This window comes from uncultured Clostridium sp. (genome assembly GCF_900547735.1).
Classification (GTDB): domain Bacteria; phylum Bacillota; class Clostridia; order Lachnospirales; family Lachnospiraceae; genus Otoolea.
The window spans coordinates 40,974-62,742 of record NZ_URHZ01000005.1 but is presented as its reverse complement, the minus strand read 5'-3'; the positions used below and the strand labels follow the sequence as shown (position 1 = coordinate 62,742).

General features: G+C 49.5%; 19 protein-coding genes and 1 riboswitch. Of the genes, 17 read left to right on the top strand and 2 right to left on the bottom strand.

The annotated features are described in order from the left end of the window. Positions 1-28 precede the first annotated feature (28 nt). From QZT18_RS02770 to QZT18_RS02705, 14 genes are all read left to right on the top strand, one after another. Positions 29-1,216: an iron-containing alcohol dehydrogenase gene (locus QZT18_RS02770; RefSeq protein ID WP_294143964.1), complete on the top strand. Its 1,188-nt coding sequence runs from the start codon at positions 29-31 to the stop codon at positions 1,214-1,216. Between the two features lie 114 nt (positions 1,217-1,330). Next, complete coding sequence (locus QZT18_RS02765; protein WP_294143962.1) at positions 1,331-2,716, top strand: sodium:solute symporter; 1,386 nt, start codon at positions 1,331-1,333, stop codon at positions 2,714-2,716. Position 2,717: 1 nt separating this feature from the next. Continuing rightward, on the top strand, positions 2,718-3,668 hold the full coding sequence (locus tag QZT18_RS02760) for a ribokinase (protein WP_294143960.1): 951 nt from the start codon (positions 2,718-2,720) through the stop codon (positions 3,666-3,668). Between the two features lie 80 nt (positions 3,669-3,748). Further along, entirely contained in the window at positions 3,749-4,411 is a 663-nt protein-coding gene (deoC, locus tag QZT18_RS02755; protein ID WP_294143958.1) for a deoxyribose-phosphate aldolase, read from the top strand. Positions 4,412-4,423: 12 nt separating this feature from the next. Beyond that, positions 4,424-5,092, top strand: a complete 669-nt coding sequence (locus tag QZT18_RS02750; protein WP_294143956.1) for a hypothetical protein — start codon at positions 4,424-4,426, stop codon at positions 5,090-5,092. A gap of 28 nt (positions 5,093-5,120) precedes the next feature. Further along, positions 5,121-6,026: a hypothetical protein gene (locus QZT18_RS02745; RefSeq protein WP_294143954.1), complete on the top strand. Its 906-nt coding sequence runs from the start codon at positions 5,121-5,123 to the stop codon at positions 6,024-6,026. A 38-nt stretch (positions 6,027-6,064) separates the two neighbouring features. Then, positions 6,065-7,468, top strand: a complete 1,404-nt coding sequence (locus tag QZT18_RS02740) for a sodium:solute symporter (protein WP_294143952.1) — start codon at positions 6,065-6,067, stop codon at positions 7,466-7,468. A 418-nt stretch (positions 7,469-7,886) separates the two neighbouring features. Further along, a complete protein-coding gene (locus tag QZT18_RS02735) occupies positions 7,887-9,479 on the top strand; it encodes an ABC transporter substrate-binding protein (protein WP_294143950.1) in 1,593 nt (530 codons plus the stop codon). A gap of 101 nt (positions 9,480-9,580) precedes the next feature. After that, positions 9,581-10,528 (top strand): ABC transporter permease, encoded by a 948-nt coding sequence (locus tag QZT18_RS02730; protein WP_294143948.1) that lies wholly within the window; start codon positions 9,581-9,583, stop codon positions 10,526-10,528. A gap of 36 nt (positions 10,529-10,564) precedes the next feature. Further along, positions 10,565-11,680 (top strand): ABC transporter ATP-binding protein, encoded by a 1,116-nt coding sequence (locus QZT18_RS02725; protein WP_294143945.1) that lies wholly within the window; start codon positions 10,565-10,567, stop codon positions 11,678-11,680. After that, positions 11,677-12,501: an ABC transporter permease gene (locus QZT18_RS02720; RefSeq protein ID WP_294143943.1), complete on the top strand. Its 825-nt coding sequence runs from the start codon at positions 11,677-11,679 to the stop codon at positions 12,499-12,501. Before QZT18_RS02725 ends, QZT18_RS02720 begins: the two co-directional genes overlap by 4 nt. A 36-nt stretch (positions 12,502-12,537) precedes the next feature. Continuing rightward, a complete protein-coding gene (locus QZT18_RS02715; protein ID WP_294143940.1) occupies positions 12,538-13,503 on the top strand; it encodes an ABC transporter ATP-binding protein in 966 nt (321 codons plus the stop codon). A 59-nt stretch (positions 13,504-13,562) separates the two neighbouring features. Further along, the gene (locus QZT18_RS02710; RefSeq protein ID WP_294143938.1) at positions 13,563-14,651 is read left to right on the top strand and encodes a phosphotriesterase; all 1,089 of its coding nucleotides are present in this window, start codon (positions 13,563-13,565) and stop codon (positions 14,649-14,651) included. A 77-nt stretch (positions 14,652-14,728) separates the two neighbouring features. Further along, entirely contained in the window at positions 14,729-16,363 is a 1,635-nt protein-coding gene (locus QZT18_RS02705; protein WP_294143937.1) for an amidohydrolase, read from the top strand. A gap of 97 nt (positions 16,364-16,460) precedes the next feature. Here the strand turns inward: QZT18_RS02705 and QZT18_RS02700 are convergent, their stop codons facing one another. Together QZT18_RS02700 and QZT18_RS02695 are read right to left on the bottom strand one after the other, a co-directional pair. Further along, the gene (locus tag QZT18_RS02700) at positions 16,461-17,903 is read right to left on the bottom strand and encodes an SLC13 family permease (RefSeq protein WP_294143936.1); all 1,443 of its coding nucleotides are present in this window, start codon (positions 17,901-17,903) and stop codon (positions 16,461-16,463) included. 19 nt (positions 17,904-17,922) lie between these two features. Beyond that, positions 17,923-19,191: an FAD-dependent oxidoreductase gene (locus tag QZT18_RS02695; RefSeq protein ID WP_294143935.1), complete on the bottom strand. Its 1,269-nt coding sequence runs from the start codon at positions 19,189-19,191 to the stop codon at positions 17,923-17,925. A 232-nt stretch (positions 19,192-19,423) separates the two neighbouring features. On the opposite strand from QZT18_RS02695, the gene QZT18_RS02690 reads away from it, so the two are divergent. From QZT18_RS02690 to QZT18_RS02680, 3 genes are all read left to right on the top strand, one after another. Then, positions 19,424-20,344: a LysR family transcriptional regulator gene (locus QZT18_RS02690; RefSeq protein ID WP_294143934.1), complete on the top strand. Its 921-nt coding sequence runs from the start codon at positions 19,424-19,426 to the stop codon at positions 20,342-20,344. Positions 20,345-20,389: 45 nt separating this feature from the next. After that, positions 20,390-20,487: riboswitch (purine riboswitch) on the top strand. A 58-nt stretch (positions 20,488-20,545) separates the two neighbouring features. After that, positions 20,546-21,193, top strand: a complete 648-nt coding sequence (locus QZT18_RS02685; protein WP_294143933.1) for a CatA-like O-acetyltransferase — start codon at positions 20,546-20,548, stop codon at positions 21,191-21,193. Between the two features lie 91 nt (positions 21,194-21,284). After that, complete coding sequence (locus QZT18_RS02680; RefSeq protein ID WP_125140683.1) at positions 21,285-21,713, top strand: MarR family winged helix-turn-helix transcriptional regulator; 429 nt, start codon at positions 21,285-21,287, stop codon at positions 21,711-21,713. Positions 21,714-21,769: the final 56 nt, after the last annotated feature.

Below are 21,769 nucleotides of genomic sequence, written 5' to 3'. Positions count from 1 at the left end.
CGGACGCAGCGGGAGAAGGAGGTTACAGATGATTAATTTTGAACTTAGGAATATGCCGGATTTCTTTTTTGGGAAAGGGATGGAAAGAAGATGCGGAGAACTGCTCAGGGAGTTTGGAGGAAGCCGAGTATTGATACACCATTCGGGTGAGGCGTTTGTACGGCCGTTAATTGAGCTTTTGAAAAAAGACATAGAGCGGGCCGGGCTTACCACTATCGAACTCGGGGGAGTGGTGCCGAATCCGAGGCTTTCAAAAATCTATGAGGGTATCGAGCTGGGAAAACGAGAGAAGATTGACTGTGTGCTGGCTGTTGGAGGAGGAAGTGTTATCGACAGTGCCAAAGGCATTGCAATGGGCTGCGCATACGACGGAGACGTCTGGGATTTTTACTGTCAGAAGGCGGTGCCTGAGAGAATGCTGGTGCTGGGAGTGGTTTCCACCTTTGCAGGCACAGGTAGTGAATCCAGCAGAGCCTCGGTGGTTACGAATGACAAGACGCAGCTCAAGAGATCGGCCGATGATTTTGATTTGATGAGACCGGATTTTGCAATATTGAATCCGGAGCTGACGCAGAGTATTCCTCCGTTTCAGACGGCATCCGGTGCGGCCGACATCTTTTCGCATCTGTGTGAAAATTACTTTTCTGCTACGAAAGATATTTACCTGAGCCGCCAGCTTCTGACGGCAGGGATGAAAACAGTCCTGAAAAATGCGCCCGCCGCGGTCAGGGATCCGGATAATTATGCGGCAAGAAGCGCCCTGATGATGACGGCTCCCCTGGCGGTAAATGGAATTATGCGCCTGGGGCTGGTGGGGGACTGGGCCTGCCACCTGATTGAACATGAGATGTCGACAGAATGGGATATACCCCATGGAGCGGGACTGGCTGTGATTACACCCTGCTGGATGGAGTATGTGTACAGGAGAGATGTAGAACTGTTTGCCAGATTTGCGGTAGAAGCTTTTAACTGCGAGTACGACTTTGATAATCCGGAATGGACGGCAAGGGAAGGAATCCGCAAAGTCAGAGGATTTTTCAGAGACCTGGGCCTGCCGGGCAGAATTCAGGAATTTGCCGGTGAAGTATCAAGCGGGACCCTGAAGAAGCTGGCGGCCAGAATTCCTTATGACAAAAACGGGGATAAATGGGAAATTGGCTGTACCTTCCATCTGGAAGAAAAAGATGTTTACGAAATTTATAAGATGGCGCTGTAAAAAAGGGGGAAGGTAACGTATGTAGGAAAATGTGCACATTGAAATGTGGTAGCTGTGAGGGCGCTGAACAAATATATGGGGTCCATATACGCTTTAGGAGAAGGGAGTTTGAATATGAATTTGACGTTATTGATGGCAGTTTTGGGAGTTTATTTTTTGTTAATGATCGCAATCAGTGTTGTGGGAAGAAAATATGCTAAAACATATGACAGTTATCTGAATATCGGCCGCAATGCAGGCGTTCTGCTGATTATGGGCGGAGCCATCGGCGGCCATATAGGAAACGGATTCGTGGTGGGCGGAGCCGGATCTGGAGCCGAGATGGGAATCGGCGGTATATGGTATGGAATTGGCTGCGCCCTCTCATATGTAGTTTTATCATTTACGATTAATGATTTTCTTTATAAAAAGGGGTATATCTCGCTCTCGGATTTCCTGAGAGAACGTTATGGGGACCGGGTTACCACACTTGTATACAGTTTGAGTACGGCATTTTCGTTTATTGGCAATATGGCTGCACAGATTATGGCAGGCAAGGCTCTGTTCATCGCTCTTGGCCTTGACGGAAATGTGGGGGCTGTCGTTATTACAATCGTAGTGCTCCTGTATTCGCAGATCGCAGGTTTATGGGGAGCCTTCGCTACTTCCGTTGTCCAGACGGCAATCATACTTATCGGTTTAATCGGTACTACCGTTTTTGTTATGATGCAGGGGGGAATAGGAATCATCCTGGAAGCGGTGGAAACAGGCGCCCTTCCACAGAGCTTCTTTACCGCCGTGCCTTTTGATAAAGCTACATTAATCATGCTGATTGTTCCGACCTGTCTTGCCATATTTACGGATCAATGTGTATTCCAGCGTGTCAGCTCGGCAAGGAGCGCACTTACCTCCAAAACAGCTCACCTGCTTTCTACAGTTGTCATGATTCCTCTGGCTGTGATGCCCGTATTTATAGGAATGTATGGAGCGGCTAAATTCGGTGTACGAGACACATCCGCATTTTTTGCAGTTGTTTTGGGCAGCCTTCCGGCTCTCCTTGCCGCGGTTCTTGTGGCGGCGGTAGTGGCAGCGGTTATGTCAACGATAGACACGCTGTTTATAGGCGTATCAGCAGTAGTGCTTCACGATTTGTATAAAGGTTTTATCAATCCCAATGTATCGGAAGAAGCGATTAAGAAGATGAATGTGGTTTTAAATATTATCGTTGCCTGTTTTGCACTCCTGATATCGCTGAGCTTTACGAGTATCGTGGGACTTCTGTCATCTACCTATACATTCCTCGCCTCCTCCTGTCTCGTTCCGTTTTTGGGCGGCCTCCTGTGGAAAAAGGGAACGGCTAAGGGGTCTGTATCAAGCTCAGTAGTCGGTATGATCGTAGTTATTTTAAACATGGTGGGACTTCTGCCGCTGCCGTATGCAAGTGTATTTCCGATTCTTCCGGCATTCATCGTGTATGTGGTGGTAAGTCTTTGTACCCAGCAGAAAAGTTTGGAGGGATAATATGACAAAAAATAATAAGGCGTTTATACTCGGAAGTTACCATTGCTGCTATTCGTTTACAGCAAAAGAAATGCCCTCCATGGGAGAAACTGTTATGGGCTACCGGTTTAAGATGTCGGGGGGAGCAAAAGGACATGGCCAGATGCTGGCGGCTGCATTGGCAGGCGCAGAAATAAGTGGAATCATGAGAGTAGGGGATGATGAATACGGCCATATGTGTATCCATGATTTTGAGAGAGCCGGTATCGACTGTACGCATGTAAAAATTGATAAGGAACATGCGACCGGCGCAGCCGGAGTTATGCTGAATGAGAAAGGTGAAAACATCATTATTGTGGTACCAGGAGCTAATGCGGAAATTACAACACAGGATATTGACAACGCAGAACCGATGATTCGGGAATGCGCTGTGGCCGGTTTCCAGTTTGAAAATAACTTTGACGCGATTGAGTATGCAATCAGGAAGGCCCATGCACTTGGAGTGGAGACAATGGTAGATCCGGCTCCAGTCGTGGAATTTGATGAGGAACTGTATCAGTTTATTACATATATGAAACCGAATGAGCATGAGGCATCCTTACTCAGCGGTATCCAGGTGGTAGATTATGATACGGCTGTTCAGGCGGGAAGAATTCTTCTTGAAAAAGGAGTAAATAAAGCTGTAGTTATCACGATGGGAGGCAAGGGTTCCGTTCTGGTGGAGAAGGACAGAGAAAGGGTGTTTCCATGTGTTCCCGTCATCGTGCGGGATACCACCAGTGCGGGAGATACCTTCGCAGGGGCCTTTGTTGCGGGGATTGCCTCCGGAATGGAGCTGACGGAAGCAGTGATCCACGCAGGATGCATTGCCGCCTGTGCAGTGAAGAGAGGTCCGCAGGAGTCAATCTTTGAATTTTTCCCGGAGAAAGAGGAACTGGAGAAAATGAAGGCAGACTATAGAAAACTGCTGTAGTGGAAAAAGACAGCCGGAGTAAGGTGGGCAGACAGAGACTCTGCCCGCCGGAAAACGGGAAAGGAGCGCGAACGGAAAGAATGGAAATAACGAAAAGAAATGTAGAACATATGCTGGACGGGTCCATGGCAGCGGCGAATCCTACAATTGAAGAGGCAGTCGCGTTTACAAAGCGGGCGGCGCAGTACGAATTTGCCGGAATACTGGCCTCGGCTTATTTTATCAGGCATGTTGCCGATATCGCCCATGAAGCGGGAAGAAAAGTTGTTTCCGTCGTGGATTATCCGATGGGCGGCGCGGTCAATGCGATCCGTCTGAAGGCGGCACAGGAGGCATTTAAGGCTGGGGCGGACGAACTGGATGTATCTATGAACATTAGTGCATTTATGGCCGGAGAGTATGAAACGGTCAAGGATGAAATTAAGGCGGTGCTTGAACTGGCAGGAGAAGATAAACTGATTAAAATTATTTATTTTGCGACTCTGCTCACACCGGACCAACAGCTTAAGGCGGCTGAACTGTGTATTGAATCAAAAGTGCCGTTTCTGAAAACCAATACGGGACATGGATGCAGAAGTACTCCGGAGGAGGTGCGGAATATCAAATCCCATTTCGGTGATGCAATTAAGGTCATGGTTTCGGGAGGTGTCAGAAACGGGCAGCAGGCAAAGGAGATGATTCTTGCCGGTTGTGACAGGATTGCAACAAGTGCGCCGTTTCAGATTTTAGACACCTTTGAATAAGGAGAGGGACACATGAAAAAAGCAGAGTTAGCGAAAAAGATGATAGCGACCGACCTGTCAATCGGACATACGAAAGAGCAGATAAGTGAATTTGTAAGAAGAGCAATCCGTTATGATTTGTATGGTGTCTGCGTCTTCCAGAATATGGTAAAGACGGCGATTGATGCATCCAAAGAAAAGGTGAAGGTCTGCACGGTAAGTGGTTATCCATCCGGCATCGATGTACCTGAAACGAAGATAGCGGATGCTTTTTTCTCCGCTAAAACAGGTGCTGCCGAAATTGATATGGGAGTTAACCTGTCGGCATTTAAATCGGGTGATAAAGAGACATTGGCCTTGGAATTGACAGAGACGGTTAAATTAATTCATATGGAGGGAACCGCGTTATTTGCAGTCCTGAATACATATCAGCTCGGTGAACAGGAACTCGAAGAACTCGTGATGTTTTGTGAAGACTGTGGTGTCGACGGACTGAAGACGACCTCCGGTGACCTGGTCATACCCAGAAAAACAGTTGCCGGGGATGTTAAGAAGATAAAAAGTGCCTTGAAGCGGGATCTGCTGGTTAAGGCGGAAGGTCTTGTCGAAACTGAAAAAGAGGTAAGGGATTTGTTGGAGGCCGGGGCAGATATTGTGTGCAGCAGCCGGGCATTTGAGATTCTGGATGCCATAAAGGATTGAGAAAATAAATGAAAGGAGGTAAAAAGCAGTGGAGCTTAAAAGAAATTATGAACCGGTATCAGGAGGCCGTATTGCCTATACGGAGGATTTTTATAGAATAGACGGAGAGATCCGGGCATGGAACCTGGAACATTTGAAAAATCTGCCGCCGTTTGAGATTCTTATAATCAAGAGCAGGAAATCGAGACAGCTTACAGTTTGCCCGGAACGGGAATATGCAGGACCTGTTTTAACAAAAGAGGCGGCTGATTTTCTTGGGGCGGTAGGTATCAATACGGTCATTACCGATGCAGGGGAACTGGAATATACAGAGGGTGATATCAGAATTATACAGGTAGAGACCTTATATGGATTCCTTCCGGGATATTACACATGTAAAGTAGAGGACGGTAAAATCCTGATTGGAGATGTTGAAAGAGGCTTTCTGCCATCAGGCGTAAGGAGGGACGGCAGTCTTTATTCCAGGATCCAATGGGCCAGCACAACCGAGAAGAATCCTTATTACTGGGTTTGTAACCTGATTGACGATGACGTGGAGAGGCACGGAGGAACCTGGGGAGCAAATACAATGGGGCCTGCCAATGCGATTCTGGACTTTTTCGGGGAGGAGCAGACAATTGGAACAGTACGTATTTTCCATAACGTAGGTTCCACCATCAGTATTGAGGAGGAGATGGCGGAACATATCCGTCTTTATATCAGCAATGATGAACGATGCTCACGTTTTGGACGGGAAGATGAAGAGATTGACATTGTAAGCTGGGAGAAAATTCTGGATGTGCACATGGAGATGAAAGAAAAGTGGAACACCTACTTTCTGGAGCGGCCGGTCAAGGCAAGATATCTGCGCATAGAACTGGTTAAAAACTTTGGGACTCCGGAGGATGTGCCGTGGACAGAAACAGCGGAATTAAAAGTGTTCCCCGTGCTCTGAGCGGTTAATGTCGTAACTCATTCTTGCAGGCTGCGTTTATGCTGGCAGCCATCTGGAAAGGGGAAAGCATGAGTACATCGGGGATGATGGTTGGAATCCTGTTCGTGTATATGATAATGACAGGTTTTATAGGCCTGAGGGGAAGGAAATATGTAAAAACGTTTAAGGACAGCATAACGGCCGGAGGACAGTCGTCTCTTCTCCTGCTTACAGGCAGTGCGGTCGGGATGCAAATCGGCAGCGGTTTTGTAATTGGAGGAGCCGAATATGGGGCTTTATATGGATTGGGGGGAGCATGGTACGGTTTAGGGTGCGGTCTTTCATTTATTGCGGCCGGAATGATTGTGACAAAATTTATCTACCGCCATGGATATGTATCCCTGTCCGACTATTTCAAAGAACGCTACGGTGGGTATTCCAGCAGGCTGATTTATAGTACCGTCACGCCTTTAAGCTGCATAGCTCTGTTTGCCGGACAGCTTCTGGCCGGAAAAGCTGTTTTCTATTCCGCAGGTCTCAATGGAAATATGGGAGTAATTATCACTGCGGCCGCTTCATTTTGCTATGCGGCTGTCAGTGGCTATTGGGGAGCGCTTGTGGCTTCTTTCCTACAGAGTTCGGTCATCTTTGTGGGCATGATGGCGGCTCTTTTCCTGATGGTTTCTGGAAATGGGGTATCATTTCTTCAGTCTGGGCTGCCTGAATCCTGCTTCTCAATGTTTCCGTATGACGGCGAAACATTTGTCATGAATACGGTGCCGACCATTGCTGCGGTATTCGTCAGTCAGGGATTGTTTCAGCGGTGCGCCTCGGCTAAGAGTGAGAGCGCAGCAGTTTACGGCAATCTATTTGGAGGAATTCTTTTACTGCCGGTGGCTTTTGTGCCGGTTCTTCTCGGAATGTATGGAAGATGCCTTTATCCGGGAAAAAACGGAGACGAGGTTTTTATGCTGCTGATTCTGGAAAAACTGCCTCCGCTGGCCGGAGCGATACTTCTGGCAGCTATAATTTGTGCGGTGATGTCGGCCTGTAATTCCATTTTTGCAGGCGTGTCGACAAATATAGTACATGATATATACAGGGGAATGATAAAACCGGATGCGGACGAAAAGGAATGCAGACAGCTGATGTTTATTGTCAATGCGCTTGTATGTATATTTAGTGTAGTCCTGGCCTTGTCTATGAATAATATAATTGAATTGCTGGCACTCAGTTATACCTTTATCAGTGCTGGCTGTCTGCCGGCGTTTGTTGGCGGAGTATTCTGGAAAAAAGGAAATTCCCGGGGAGCCATAGCAAGCGCGGTACTTGGGATTGGTTTTGTGCTCCTGGATGGCTTAGGGATAGCAGATCTTCCCTATGGCAGCGTATTCCCGCTGCTTCCTTCCGCGATAGGATATGTTGTCGTGAGTTTGATGACACAAAATAAGAAACAGGGTTAGAGGCTTCTCCGCAGGCAGTTGGGGAAGCCCCTAACCCTGTTTTTTCCCCAACTGTTATATACCACACATAAAAAACGAGGCTTTTTTTAAAGAGGACCCTCCTGTTTTTGTAATGACAATTAAGTAACAATGTGTTAATATTCAGGCATGGAAATAAAGTTACACTAAAATATCCAAAAATTCCGGGAAAATAAGGATATAAGTAGTTAGAAGGAAACAGGAGAAAATAATTTGGATTATTTTTTATATTCGGATTTTCCTGATTAGCGTGAATGAATACTGATTTCATGCAAGTCCGTCTGAAGCGGGGAACAACAGCCATATGACATGGAAGCCGGCGGCAAAAAGATGAAAAAGATTGAGATGTAAAATTCTTCTGTTTCTTAAAAAGTGAACGAGGGTTGAAAGGAGCCAGAATATGAAAAAAATAAGATTACTGACAACGGCGGCAGCGTTAGCGCTCTCCGTATCGATGATAATAACCGGCTGCGGAGGAAATAAGCAGGCGGCCACAGGCGGCAGTTCCGCTGCAGAGCAGAGTTCAGCCGAAAATGGGGAAAAGGTGCTGAAGGTTGCGACACACTGGGAAAAATCCACTTTTGATCCGGCGCTCTGGGGCGACGGAGGAAGTGTTAAAGCCGGTATCTCTATTTTTGAGACATTGCTGGCCTTTGATGAAGACAGAAATCTGGTTCCCAGCCTGGCAGAGAGCTGGGAGGTTTCCGACGACAGGAAAACTTACACCTTCAATCTGAGAAAGGGCGTACAGTTCCATGCCGGATACGGTGAATTCACATCCGAGGATGTGGCATACACACTGGAACGTTTGAGTGATCCCGACGTAGGAGCCACGGATACAAAATCAAAGTGCAAGGTAGACAACATCGAATCCATGGACACCTCCGACCCTTACGTGTTTGTACTTCATTTAAAAGAGGCGGACAATGAAATCCTGATGGATTTCGCATCATGGTACAGCAATATCATCTGTAAAAAGGCATATGAAGAACTGAAACCTTCCGGATTTGGTGCAAAACCGGTCGGTACAGGGCCTTTCGAATACGAATCCGGCAAACCGGCAGAGGCATATGTGATTAAACGTTTTGAAGATTACTGGGGTGAAAAAGCCCTTTTAGACAAAGTGGAAATTACGATGCTGGCCGATGAGTCAAGCAGAATCAACCTCTACAATGCGGGCGAAGTAGATATCATGACCCTGAACGATGCCAACAGCATTCTTAAATTCGAGAATACGGAAGGCTGCGAAGTAAAGAAAGTTGCGGGAGCCGGATGTTATTACCTCGGTATGAACCTGGAAAAGGAGCCGTTCAACAATCCGAAAGTCAGGGAAGCCCTTAAATATGCAATCAATTACGATGAAATGCTCAATGATTACTGGAGAGGAACGCTGTTCCCGCCGACAGGCTATGTTCAGTCCTACTGTATTTATGCCAGCACACCGGAGCAGAGCGGTTATACATATGAATACAACCCTGAGAAGGCCAAACAGCTTCTGGCGGAAGCAGGCTATCCGGACGGCTTCTCCACATCGGTTGCCTCACCGAACGACACCCTTTCCAAAGGACCGCTGCTTGTCATCCAGGAGTATATGGCCGACATCGGCATCGACATGCAGTTGAATCTTACCGAGTTTGCAACCTTCCTCGACGATGTGAGAAACGGACGCCATGACATGTGGTTCCTGGTAAACGGAGACGGATACCGCGGTGACCAGTGGCTGACTTCCTTCACAAGCGCCAAGATTCCGGGAAGTAACTGGTGCCAGTTTAGAAATGAAGAATTTGACGAGCTTGTAGCCAAAGGTTTTGATTCCATCGATAAAGCCGAGAAAGATAAGTATTTCGGCGATGCACAGAAGATTCTTGTTGAGAGCATTCCTTCCATTCCGATCGCTGAATCCTGCGGTGATATCCTGGTTAAGGATACAGTAAAAGGCTTCTCACTGAACGCTGAACTTCTGTTCCAGTTTAAGAACATGGATCTGCAGTAGTGGACCTGTAAAAGAGCTGCTGTTCACGGTACGGCTGTTTTTCGAAAGAGGAGCGGCCGTACCGTGAATGATAACGCTTCACAGGTTGAAGGAGGGGAAACATGAAACGTTACATATTAAAACGTCTGTTATTTGCCATTCCCACGATTCTTGGAAGTATGATCGTGGTATTCCTGATTATCCGTTCCATTCCGGGTGATCCGGTGGCGATGAAGTTCGGCAAATCGGCCACCGTCCAAGAGATAGAGGAGTACAGGGAAGAGCACGGATATAACCGTCCGATGGCAGTACAGCTGGTAGATTCCGTATTTGATACGCTGCGGGGAGATTTGGGATATTCGATGGCGAATAACCAGCCGGTATTCGGCATGATACTGGACTGTCTTCCAAACACGCTGGAACTGACGATATTCGGGGTGCTGTTAGCCATTGTGCTGGGAGTGACGTCGGGGATATTTGCGGCATTGTACCGCGGCAGTGCATTTGATATGGCGATACTCAGCCTGAATACGCTCCTGATGTCGATGCCCTCGTTTTTCCTGGGCCTGATTCTCATCATCGTATTCGGCGTTCAGCTTAAGCTGATTCCGGTAATCGGCCTGAACCTGGCGCCGGAAGAGCATTTCCTGGGCCTTATCGGACCGGTCATCACGGTTGGCCTCGGTTCGGCGGCATCCATTGCCAGGACGACGAGAACCTCGATGCTCAAGATTCTGGGAAATGACTTTATTAAGGTCTGTAAGTCCAAGGGAATTGCAAAGAGCGCCATCATTTTAAAACACGCCCTGAGAAATGCACTGACACCGATTATCACGGTGGTAGGCGGAACCTTTGCCGCATATCTGGGCGGCGCGGTTGTAACGGAGACGGTTTTTGCAAGACCGGGAATCGGAAAACTTCTGGTCGATGCCATTAACGCCAGGGATTACACGGTAATTCAGGGGACGGCGGTATTTCTGGCAGTATTTATGATTCTTGTAATTCTGGTTACGGATATCTTATACGGCGTGTTCGATCCGCGTATTCGTGTTCAGGATTCTGCAAAATAAGCAAAATAACGCAAGCTGGAATTGGAAGGTTGACTTATGGCTGAGCAAAACAGAGAGAAAGATAACAGAGAAATAGATAACAAAGAAATAGATAACAAAGAAATAGATAACAAAGAAACAGACACAGAAAAAGAAGTGGAAAAAGAAGTAATTCTGGAAGTGAGAGACGTAAAAAAATGGTTTCCCAACACCGCGAAGAGCAAGGAGTTTATCAAGGCTGTTGACGGAGTATCACTTTCCATAAGAAAAGGGGAGACTTTCGGCCTGGTGGGGGAATCTGGCTGCGGGAAAAGCACTCTTGCAAGACTGATTCTCAGTCTGTACAAAGCGACGGCCGGGGATGTATTTTTCCACGGGAAACCGATCTATAAGATGAATGCCAGACAGCTTCGCGAAGTTCGCCGGGAAATGCAGGTTATTTTCCAGGATCCTTACGAGGCGCTGGATCCGTATCTTACCATTGAAGAGATTATTATGGAGCCGTTAGATATCCACCAGTACGGCACCAAACAGGAGAAACGCGAAAAGGTGGAAGAGATGTGCAGCCTGGTCGGACTGCCGGTGAACCTTCTTACGAGAATGCCCCATCAGCTGTCCGGCGGCCAGAGGCAGAGGGTGAATATCGCCAGAAGCCTGGCGCTTAATCCGGAATTTGTCATCTGCGACGAGGCGGTGTCCGCCCTGGACGTATCGGTCCAGGCTCAGATTCTGAATCTGCTCAGGCATCTGCAGAAGGAACTGGGACTTACCTATCTTTTTATTTCCCATAACCTTTCCGTTGTTAAATACATATCTGATACAATCGGCGTAATGTATTTCGGCCATCTGGTTGAAGTGGCGCCGAAAAACGAACTGTTTGCCGCCGTAAAGCATCCCTACACCCATGCGCTTTTGTCGGCGGTGCCGCTTCCGGATCCGGATTATCAGGTCAATACGGGAGCGCTGACCGGCGATGTGCCGAGCCTCTTAAATCCGCCGTCCGGCTGCATTTTCCATGAGAGATGCCCGTACAAACAGGAGAGGTGCGGGAGGGAGGCCCCCGTGCTTGAGAGTGTGACGGCTTGCCACCAGGTGGCTTGTCACCGGTATAAAGAGCTTACATTAAAGCTGGACTACAGCTCCGGCTTTGGAAAAGGAGGGGAAGGCAGATGATAAAACGGCTGCTGCATAATAAAATGGTCGTGTTCGGGGCAGTTGTCATACTTGCAATGATGTTTCTGGCAGTGGCGGCCCCCTTGCTGACACCCTATGATTATAAGACGAATCACCTGGGCGACCGTCTTCTGGCTCCGTCGATGCTTCACATCATGGGAACGGATGATTACGGGAAGGACGTGTGGACGAGGCTGATATACGGGGCAAGAGTGTCCTTAAAGGTTTCATTTCTGTCCGTAATGCTGGCTCTCTCCATTGGAAGCACCATTGGTTTTATCTGCGGTTACTTCAGGGGAAAAATGGATTTCTTTGTAGGCAGGATGATGGATATCATGATGGCATTCCCATCCATGCTGCTTTCGATGATTATCGCCATCTGCTTCGGTTCGACGGAGACCAGGATGTGCCTGGCAATCGGAATTCCGGTTATTCCGGGCTTTTACCGTATTGCGCGGAGCGAGACGCTGTCCATCAGGGAGCGTACCTTCATCATGGCGTCGAAAACAATGGGCGCGGGGAGCGGCTACACGATTTTTAAACACATTATTCCCAATGCCCTGCCTCAGATTTTCATCACCTTATCGGGGACAATCGGCGGCTGTATCATGGCGGAATCTTCCCTTGGATTTCTGGGTCTTGGAATAGCGCCGCCGACGCCGTCCTGGGGAATGATTATCAACGAGGGCAAGGATGTGTTTATCGACGCCCCCTGGGTCGCCATATTCGGCGGTCTGATGATCACGCTGACGACGCTTGCATTCAATCTTCTGGGAGACGGCCTGAGGGACGTGCTGGATCCGAGACTGAGAAGTAATTGACGGAGGCGGCGTAACGAAGCGAAAAGGAGAGCGGATATGGAGCATTTGCTTGAAATAAAGGATTTAAAAGTGGAATTCCCGTCGAAAGCTGGCAATATCCACGCGGTAAACGGCGTAAACATGTATGTGGATAAGGGAGAAATCCTGGGCGTCGTAGGGGAATCGGGCTGCGGAAAGAGCGTGACGCTGTCCAATATCCTGGGACTTGTGGAGGCGCCGCCCGCAATTATAAGCGGTGAGATTACATTTAACGGTGAAAACATTTTATATAAGAACGACAAGGAATTCCGGAAGATAAGAGGAAAAGAGATCGCCATGATTTTCCAGGATCCGATGAACTGTCTGGATCCGGTCATCCGTATCGGTAAGCAGATCATGGAAATGATTCTGGAACATGAGAAAATGGATAAAAAACAGGCTTATGAGGAGGCTGTAAACCTTTTAAAGGTCGTAGGAATCCCGGATCCGGAAATCCGGATGAACAGTTATCCCCACCAGCTCTCCGGCGGCATGTGCCAGAGGGTGATGATAGCGATAGCGCTGGCCTGCAAACCGAAGCTTTTACTGGCCGACGAGCCGACAACGGCCCTGGATGTGACGATACAGGCCCAGATTCTGGGGCTTCTCAGGGATATCCGGGATCAGTTCGGAACGAGCATCATCATTGTAACACACGACCTGGGCGTCGTGGCGACGCTGGCACAGCGGATCGCTGTTTTCTACGGAGGCAAGGTTGTGGAAGAGGCGGATACGAGGGCGATTTTTAAAAACCCGACTCATCCGTATACAAGAGGGCTGATTGCCTGTGTTCCCAGCCTGGCGGCCGGCGACGAGGATCTGAATGTAATTGAGGGCAATGTCCCCGACTTATCCAACATGCCCGCAGGCTGTCCGTTCCATCCAAGATGCCAGTTTGCTACGGAGGAGTGTAAGAGCGGGGAGATGAAGCGCCACAAAGTCTCGGAAGGACATTACAGTTACTGCTTACTTTGTGCGCAGTAACACGCTTCGCAATAGACGGCAGAGTAAGATTAGTGATTTTAAAGGAGAGGTGTTTAACTATGAAAAAGGTTGTAACGGTTACAGGGGAAATCAAGCCGGAAGAGCTCGGCTTTACCGATATGCATGAGCACATCCTGATGAAGGGGCGCGTGTTCCGGGAGCAGTTTGTGGAGGAACATCCGGGCTTTAAGGAATCCGTAGGGGAAAACGAAAAGAATACGCTGGAAAATATCGGTATCATCCGCAGAAACAACATGTTTACCTGGGATACCCAGGATTTGGATGACCCGGCGGTCATGGAAAAGGAAGTGGCCGACTTTAAGGAGGCCGGAGGCCGGTCCCTGGTGGAGATGAGCGTCCCGGGAATCCGCAGTGATATCAGGGAAGTGAAAAAGATTGCGGAAAATACGGGCGTCAATGTAGTCGGTACGACGGGAATTTACATCTACGAATCATGGCCGGAGTGGTGTCACAATGCGGAGATAGAAGACTTCATGGACTTTATGAAGCATGAGATCGAATATGGAATTGAGGATACGGGCATCAAACCGGGAATGATCAAGGTGGGAATTTCGTCCGGGTTCCGTCCAAGGGAAGAACTCTTACTGCGTGCAGCGGCCAGGACAGCCAACGAAACAGGGCTTCCGCTGACGGTTCATCCCTGCTTTACGATGGGAGGAGGTCCTCTGGAAATCGCAAAGATCCTGAAGGAAGAAAACGTGGACATGGAGCGGACCGTGATTGCGCATATGGGTGCGTTTCTTGGAGAGGGCAGTTTAAAGACGCTGATTACCAACCAGAAGAGCTGGGGGATCAGCCTCGACTATCTGCACCGCGTCCTGGATACAGGAATCAACATCTGCATCGAAATCTGCAACACCTCGGACAGGGAGGCCACAGGCTCCACAAGCCTTCCGGGATGGATGCGTCTGGCGGCCGTCTACCAGCTCATCCAGGAGGAATATGCAAAGCAGCTCGTCCTTGCGACGGATACATGCGCGAAACATATGGCCAGATACTATGGCGGCGAGGGATACGGCCGTTTGACGCGATACGCCATTCCGACGCTCCGCGATATCGTGGGCGTGTCACCCTTTGCCATCGACCAGATCATGGTGAAGAACCCGGCCAGAATCCTGGCGTATTGATGACGGACTGAGCTTCAGCCCTCAAAAATAATGTTTCACGCCGTGTAATCGCGGTTTATAGGAAAGGCGGAAAAAAGATGCACAAGGCAGATACAATTTTTATCAATGGAGTCATTTGTACAGTCGACCCTGCATTCCGGTTTGTACAGGCTCTTGTGGTTGACGGCGGTAGAATTCTTTACTGCGGAAATACAAGCCAGGCCCTTAAATACCAGGGGGAAGAGACGAAAATCATCGATCTGGAGGGGAAACTGGTGCTTCCGGGAACCTTTGACGCCCATATCCATGCGGCTTTTGCCGGACTGAGCCTGTCACCCGACTTTGTCAAGGTGGAGCCGGAGGATGCATGCAACTTAAAGGAATTTAACGAAAGAATACGGGAAAAGGCGGAAAAACTGCCGGAAGATACATGGATCATCGGCTGGGGATTTAAAACATGGCAGGTGGAGGAGTGGGCCAAAGAAGACCGTCTTCCCACCTGGAAGGATATCGAGGAGGGGTCCATGGGGCATCCCGTCATTTTAAATGACGGCGGCCTCCACACGATGCTCGTGAGCAGACGTGCCCTGGAGCTTGCCGGAATCACGAAAGATACTGTGTTTAAAAAAGAGGAAGGCGCCATGTTCCGGTTTGAGGACGGCAGCCCAACGGGGCTGTTTACCGATTTCGGAACCCAGGCGGCGGTAGGACGCGCGGCCCATCATCTTGTGGGAGATGAGATGGACGAGTGCCTGATGCGGATGCAGCGGCAGATGAACAGCTACGGCATTACCTCCCATAACGATATAGTCGGCATAGGCGGAAACGACATGTGTTTCGGAACCTACGGCGAGGAGGCCATCCACGGATATGAGAGGCTGAGAAGGTCGGGAAAACTGACGGCCCGCGTATTCGTCAATATTCTGGCCGGAAAGGGCGGTGTCCAGAGCTACGATACCATATTTGAAGGAATCGGAGAAATGAGGCTGCCGGAATTCGGAGACAAGGAGTGGGTGAGGGCGGATGCCGTCAAGGTGTTCGGAGACGACGGATGGGAGAGAGAGCTGCCTCCCGAACAGAACGGATACTGCATGTTCCCGGGCGAAACGCCGGAGGAACAGGGAAAAGAGCTTGCCAAAACACTCAAAGAACTTCACCACAGGGGCTGGCAGACGGCCACACACCTCACCGGAGGACGTGGAATCGACGTAGCGGTGGATGCCCTTTCGGAGGCGGAGGAGGAAGAGCCGGGACGCGATCTGCGCCACTTTATCCTTCATGCCAGCGGTTCCAGCAGGGAGAACATCAAAAAGTGCGTGAGACATGGGATCGGCTGCGGGGCCCAGGCCGTGGGAGGTTATGAGTTCGGCGGAGAGACGGATTACAAAGTTCTTCTGGACGGAGGAATGCTGGTGGCGGAAGGATCCGATGCTCCGGCGCTTCCGATGAACTGGATGAAGGGACTGCACTTTTTGGTGAGCAGAAAGGCGAAGGACGGGAAGGTTTACCACCCGGAGATGGCCATTGACATCCGTGAGGCCGTCAGGATGTACACGATTTATCCGGCCTGGCAGAACCATGCGGAAGACTTCTGCGGTTCTCTGGAAGTAGGGAAATGCGCCGATCTGCAGGTCCTGGAACGGAATATTTTTGAGATTCCTGCGGATGAGATTGAACACGTGAAGGTTCTGATGACGATGTGCGGGGGAAAAATAGTATATCAGTATAGATGACAGGTACCATAAACGGATAAGAATCCCCGGGGAGCGGAAGTTCCCCGGGGATTCTTTCCGGCCGAGTCCCGCCGGACGGCCCTGTGTTACCTTTTTCTTAAAGCAGCGCCGCCGCGATAGGGTATCCGACAAATGCCAGAACCAGAATGCTGACTGCCGCAATCAGGCCTCCGTATTTAAACATGACCTTGACATCCACCCAGCCGGTTCCGGCGACAACGGCCATCGGCATCGTGGACGGCGGTGTTGCAAACGCATAAGAGGCCGCTGCCGCGATGACGGATGCCAGAGCAACCATGTTGATGTTTCCCATTGCCATGGCAATCGGTGCGGAAATGGTATAAAATACCGTTGCACAGACCGTGTTGGAAGAAAAATTCGTCGCGATAACGCAGAGTGATGCAATGGCAAGGATGAACACACTCTGGTTCATTCCCGAAACAAGGGGTGTAACCGTCTGAATCAGGAAATCGGAGATTCCCACCTTATCAAGCACCAACGCGCCGCTGAGCACCAGAACCGCCGAGTTGAATATCAGGGCGCTCCACGGCACTCCGTGGGTTGCTGCGTCCTTATAGTCCATAATGGGTTTGCCGTCCACCTCTATCACGCACAGGATAATAATGGCGATGAGAACCGGCACCGCATTGCCGAGTCCGGCCAGATATCCGCCCAACACCGGCGCAATGTCCTTCAGAAATCCCTGCAGGATCCAGATAATGATCACTGCCGCAAATAAGCCGGAGGATATTTTTTCCTGCTTGCTCATGGGTTTCAGCCCGCTGCGCATTTTCCCCGCATCGTAGGCGGCAAGTCTGCTTAGGTCGGGCCGGTAGAGCAGGCGGTATATCAGAATCAGTGCGGCGAAAATCAGGATGCCGCTGGCGATTCCAAAGGCGCTGTAGGACATGATATTTACATCCAGACCTGTCTGCTCTTTAAGAAGCTGGATTGGAATCAGGACGATTGCATGTCCAAGAGGCGTGTTCGCCGAACCGATCCCGACGGCAATGCCCAGACCGAGCACGAGCATCTGCGGAAAACGGTCGCCCTTCCTGTAATCGAGTTCCTTGAAGATCTGCTCTGCGATTGGCAGGAAAATCAGGAGCGCCGCGGTCTGTGACATAAAGGACGCCATAAACATCGCACCGAACAGGAACATGATCACAAACATCCACGGGCTCTTTCCGGCCAGCTTATTGGTAAAAAACCAGATGGCCATGCGCCGCGAAAACCCTACCTGAGACAGTACATGGCTCATCATGAAAAACACCAGCAGGAATGCGATAGTCGCGTTGCCGAATCCGCTTTTAAAAATGTCGGCGGGTTTCATGATCTGGAATACGGCCAGCACCGCCATGCAGAGAAAACTGGGCCAGTCGGTGCCCACGAAGTTCCACATCAGCATGATTCCGATAAAAATACCAATTACCTGCATACTGTCCGCGGTCAGACCGGCCGGAGCCGGGATAAACCGGAATAAAAGGATGAATGCCGAAGCAATCAGAGCCATCACTGTTTTTGTCTTTTTCTTCTCCATTTGTCATCTTCTCCATTTTTTAATCTTCGTATTTCAGGGAGAGATACTGCCGCAGTTCATCCGCAGGTATCTCATCCAGTTTATATCCGTTCCGCTTTGCGAGCGCTGCCGCATAGCCGGCGGATTCCCCCACATTCATCATGATCGGCATGACGCGGACCGCCCCAAAGGCCCCGTCATCGGCACACAGGCATTTCCCGGCCGCCATTGTGCGGTGGAGGCCCTTCGGCAGCAGGCTCCGAAGCGGTATATGATACACGCCCGGAAGCATTTTCCAGATTACGGTACCGGTGGCCGGATCGTGAATATCCATCGGATAACAGCCGCAGGCAACGGAATCATCGAATTCTTTCATGGATTCCAGATCCTCGATGGTCAGCCTGTACCGGCCGCAGATGCGCCTCGCATCCCTCACGCCCATCACCGTGGAAATACCGGACAGATAGATCTGTTCCATACCGGGAATACGGCCGCGCATAAAACGGAGCACCGGTAAAATCTGCGTCCGGGCCTCCACCATTCCGCGGGAGCTGTCGCAGATATCCTCGCTGTCACAGCGGACTCTGGTGACGTTGATACTGGCATCGCCGGTACCCGGAACGGGGGTGACGGCCAGTATGCCGCCCTTCAGAATTCCGGTTTCCCGTCCTTCCCGGATTACTTCCCCCATTTGCCCGCTGCCCAGGAATGGCATCAGCCGGGCCATGTCGATATTCGAAACCCGGAACATCAGGGTGGCGATCATCCGGTTACCGTCCCTGACCCCGACCGTTTCACTTCCCAGGGCCTGAACGAGTGAGGCATTTCCCGTGGCGTCAATCAGATAGCGGCCCGTCAGGTCTATGGACTGGGATTCGCCCCTCACCCTGAGCCTGCAGATATTTTCGTTTTCCTTTGCCGAGATAAGTTCGGAGCCGTAAAAAAGTGAAACGCCTGCCTCTACCGCCAATTCCTCCAAAAGCAGCTTCAGCATCTCCGGATTATAGCGCAGACGGTCGATTTTCACACTCTGATTGGAGGACATGGGGACCGCATCATGATACTGCGCATATCCGTTTTGGATCATGTTTTCAAAGATTTCCCGTTCGATCCCACGGTACAGAGGCTTTCCCTGAAAACCGGCCGCATTCATTTCCGTCAGCCCGGAATTGACCGCCGTACCGCCAAGACATGTACCGCGTTCGACCACGGCGACCCTCAGCCCTTCCCTGGCGGCAGCCAGTGCACTTAGTGTTCCGGCAGTTCCTCCCCCGGCCACAATCAGATCAAATGGTTCTCTGGTTTGCATAAATAGTTAGTACCTCCTTTTTCTGTTTCTTCCTCCATTTAAACAGATAAAAAATGGGAAATCAATTTCGATTCGGAAACATAAGATTCCAAAAAGGAAACAATTATAATTCTTAGAATTTCTACAAGAATTATTTTAAAATTCAGATTTTATGGTTGAAAATTCTTTTTTTATCGTGCTATAATAAAAAACGATATTTGTACAGCCTGATTTTTCATGAAAGGTGATAGCGATGGAGATATTCCAGCTTCAATGTTTTATTGCAGTTGTGGAACTGAAAAGTTTTTCTGATGCGGCCTACGAGGTTTCCATATCCCAGTCCTCTTTATCCAAGCACATCAGCAAGTTAGAGGATGAACTGAATGTCCGGCTTTTTGACCGGAGTAAACGCTCCGCAACATTGACTCCCGCGGGAAGCGAATTTCTAATCCATGCCGGGAAACTTTTGCAGGATTATGAGGAAATGACCGATTCGATCCGCCGTTTTTCTAACTCGGACCATCTTTTAATTGGAAGCGTCGACCATATGGGACGGGTTGGCGTCACCATCCCCATTGCCTCCTTTCTAAGCCGGACGGCGGACAGCCGCTGTTCCATTGAGATGAAAAAGGGAAATACGCTGGAGCTTATGAATCAGATTATGGGAAAGAAAATCGATATGGCATTTATTGCGCACCTCGTTTCGCCCATAACCGGAACCTCCAACATCGACGCCTACCAGTTGGAACCCTACCATCTCTACACCCTTGTTAAGGACGAATACCATGCGATTGTCAGCAAAAACCACCGTTTTGCGGGAAGGAGCACAGTCTCATGGGAGGAGCTTGCCTCCGAAAAACTGATTCTGCTGGATAAAACATACAGCCTAAGTATGATGATCCGGGATTCTTTCCGGCACAAGACCCTGCCGCTGGCCATTGCCTTTGAATGCGATCAGGTAGACACGCTTCTCAGCATGGTGGAAAAGGGCTTCGGGGTTGCAATCCTCTCCAGCCGGATTGCCGATAGCCGTTATCAGGTGGTTCCCGTCCCGATGGAAGAGCCGATCACCCGCAATACCGTTCTGATTGTTCCGAAAGAACTGGAGGAACGCCGCAGAACGGCCCGGGAATTTGTGAATCATATTCTGGATTATTATAAAGATTACCCCTAGAGCGTGTTTGAAAATTCATTTTGGGCTATTGCATAGATTTATAAAATCATTTATAATTCAATTAGTTATATAAGCTCATAATATGGTTGAGCGTTTCTACCAACTGCCGTAAATAGTTGATTATGACCCATGGTTATAGTCTTCCGTTTGCGGCAGTTTTTTAATTACCGGCGGGAATGATAAAATAAAGGAGGATATGATATGAGTTACACGTATCTGGATATGGATTCCTATAAAAGGAAAAGCCATTTTGAGTATTTTAACGGTCTTGGGTTTCCTTACATGGGGACAACGGTCAATGTCGACGTTACCGATTTTGTTGGGGTGGTAAAGCAGAAAAAACTCCCCTTCTTTCTTACATTCTGCTACTGCATCGCGAGGGCGGCCAACAGTGTCCCCGAACTTCGGCAGCGGATTCGTGACAATCGGATTATCGAGTTTGACAACTGCAAAACTTCCCACACGGTGGCCCAGGAGGACGGGACATACTGTTACTGCACACTCGACAGCAGCATGGCGTTTGAGGATTATCTTCCTTATGCCGTCCGGGCGCAGGAGACGGCCAGGATGCAGAACAGCATTGAGGAGGAGAAAGAAGATACGGACGAGCTCCTTTTTATTTCAACACTGCCGTGGTTTTCGTTTACTTCCCTGATCCAGCCGGTTCCCATGCCCGCCGACAGCAATCCCAGGATTACATGGGGAAAATACTTCGAGGACAACGGAAAATACCTGATGCCCGTATCGGTCCTGTGCCATCACGGATTGGTCGACGGCGCACACCTGGCTTCGTTTTACCGGTCGCTGGAAGACAGAATTCTGATTGACTTTTCCGAAGGCAGGGCATAAAATAAGGATGGAATATAAGTTAGCTGTCTAACAATAAGAGTGATACAGCCCAGGATGTCCCAATTACCGGAAATGTGAGGAGAAGAATAAGATGAAAATGTCGTTTTATATGCTGCTGTACCGCGCCTTTCACGCCCAGCGCAAATGCTTAAGGCCCTTTATGGCGGAAATCGGCCTGGCTTCGGGGCAGCCGAAGGTGCTGCTGTATCTGGCCGAGCATGAAGGATGTATGCAGAAGGATGTGGCGGAGCACTGTGATATTGAACCGGCAACCACAAGCCGTGTGCTGGACACGCTGGAAAAGAACGGTTTTATTGTCAGGAAAACGATGGAAGGCAACCGCCGCGCAGGAAGTCTCCATATCACGGAAAAGGGCCTTGAGGCCTCGCATAAATGGGAGGAGCGCTGCCGTGAGGTCGAAGCATCGATGCTGACCGGTTTTACGGCGGAGGAGACGGCGCAGTTCACCAATTTTCTGAGCAGGGCTTATAAGAATATGAGCGGAAAAGAAGCAAGGTAAACAAGTGGGATAGTAGAAGAAGCGGAATAGTGGAAGAAGCGGCATTATCCGTACAG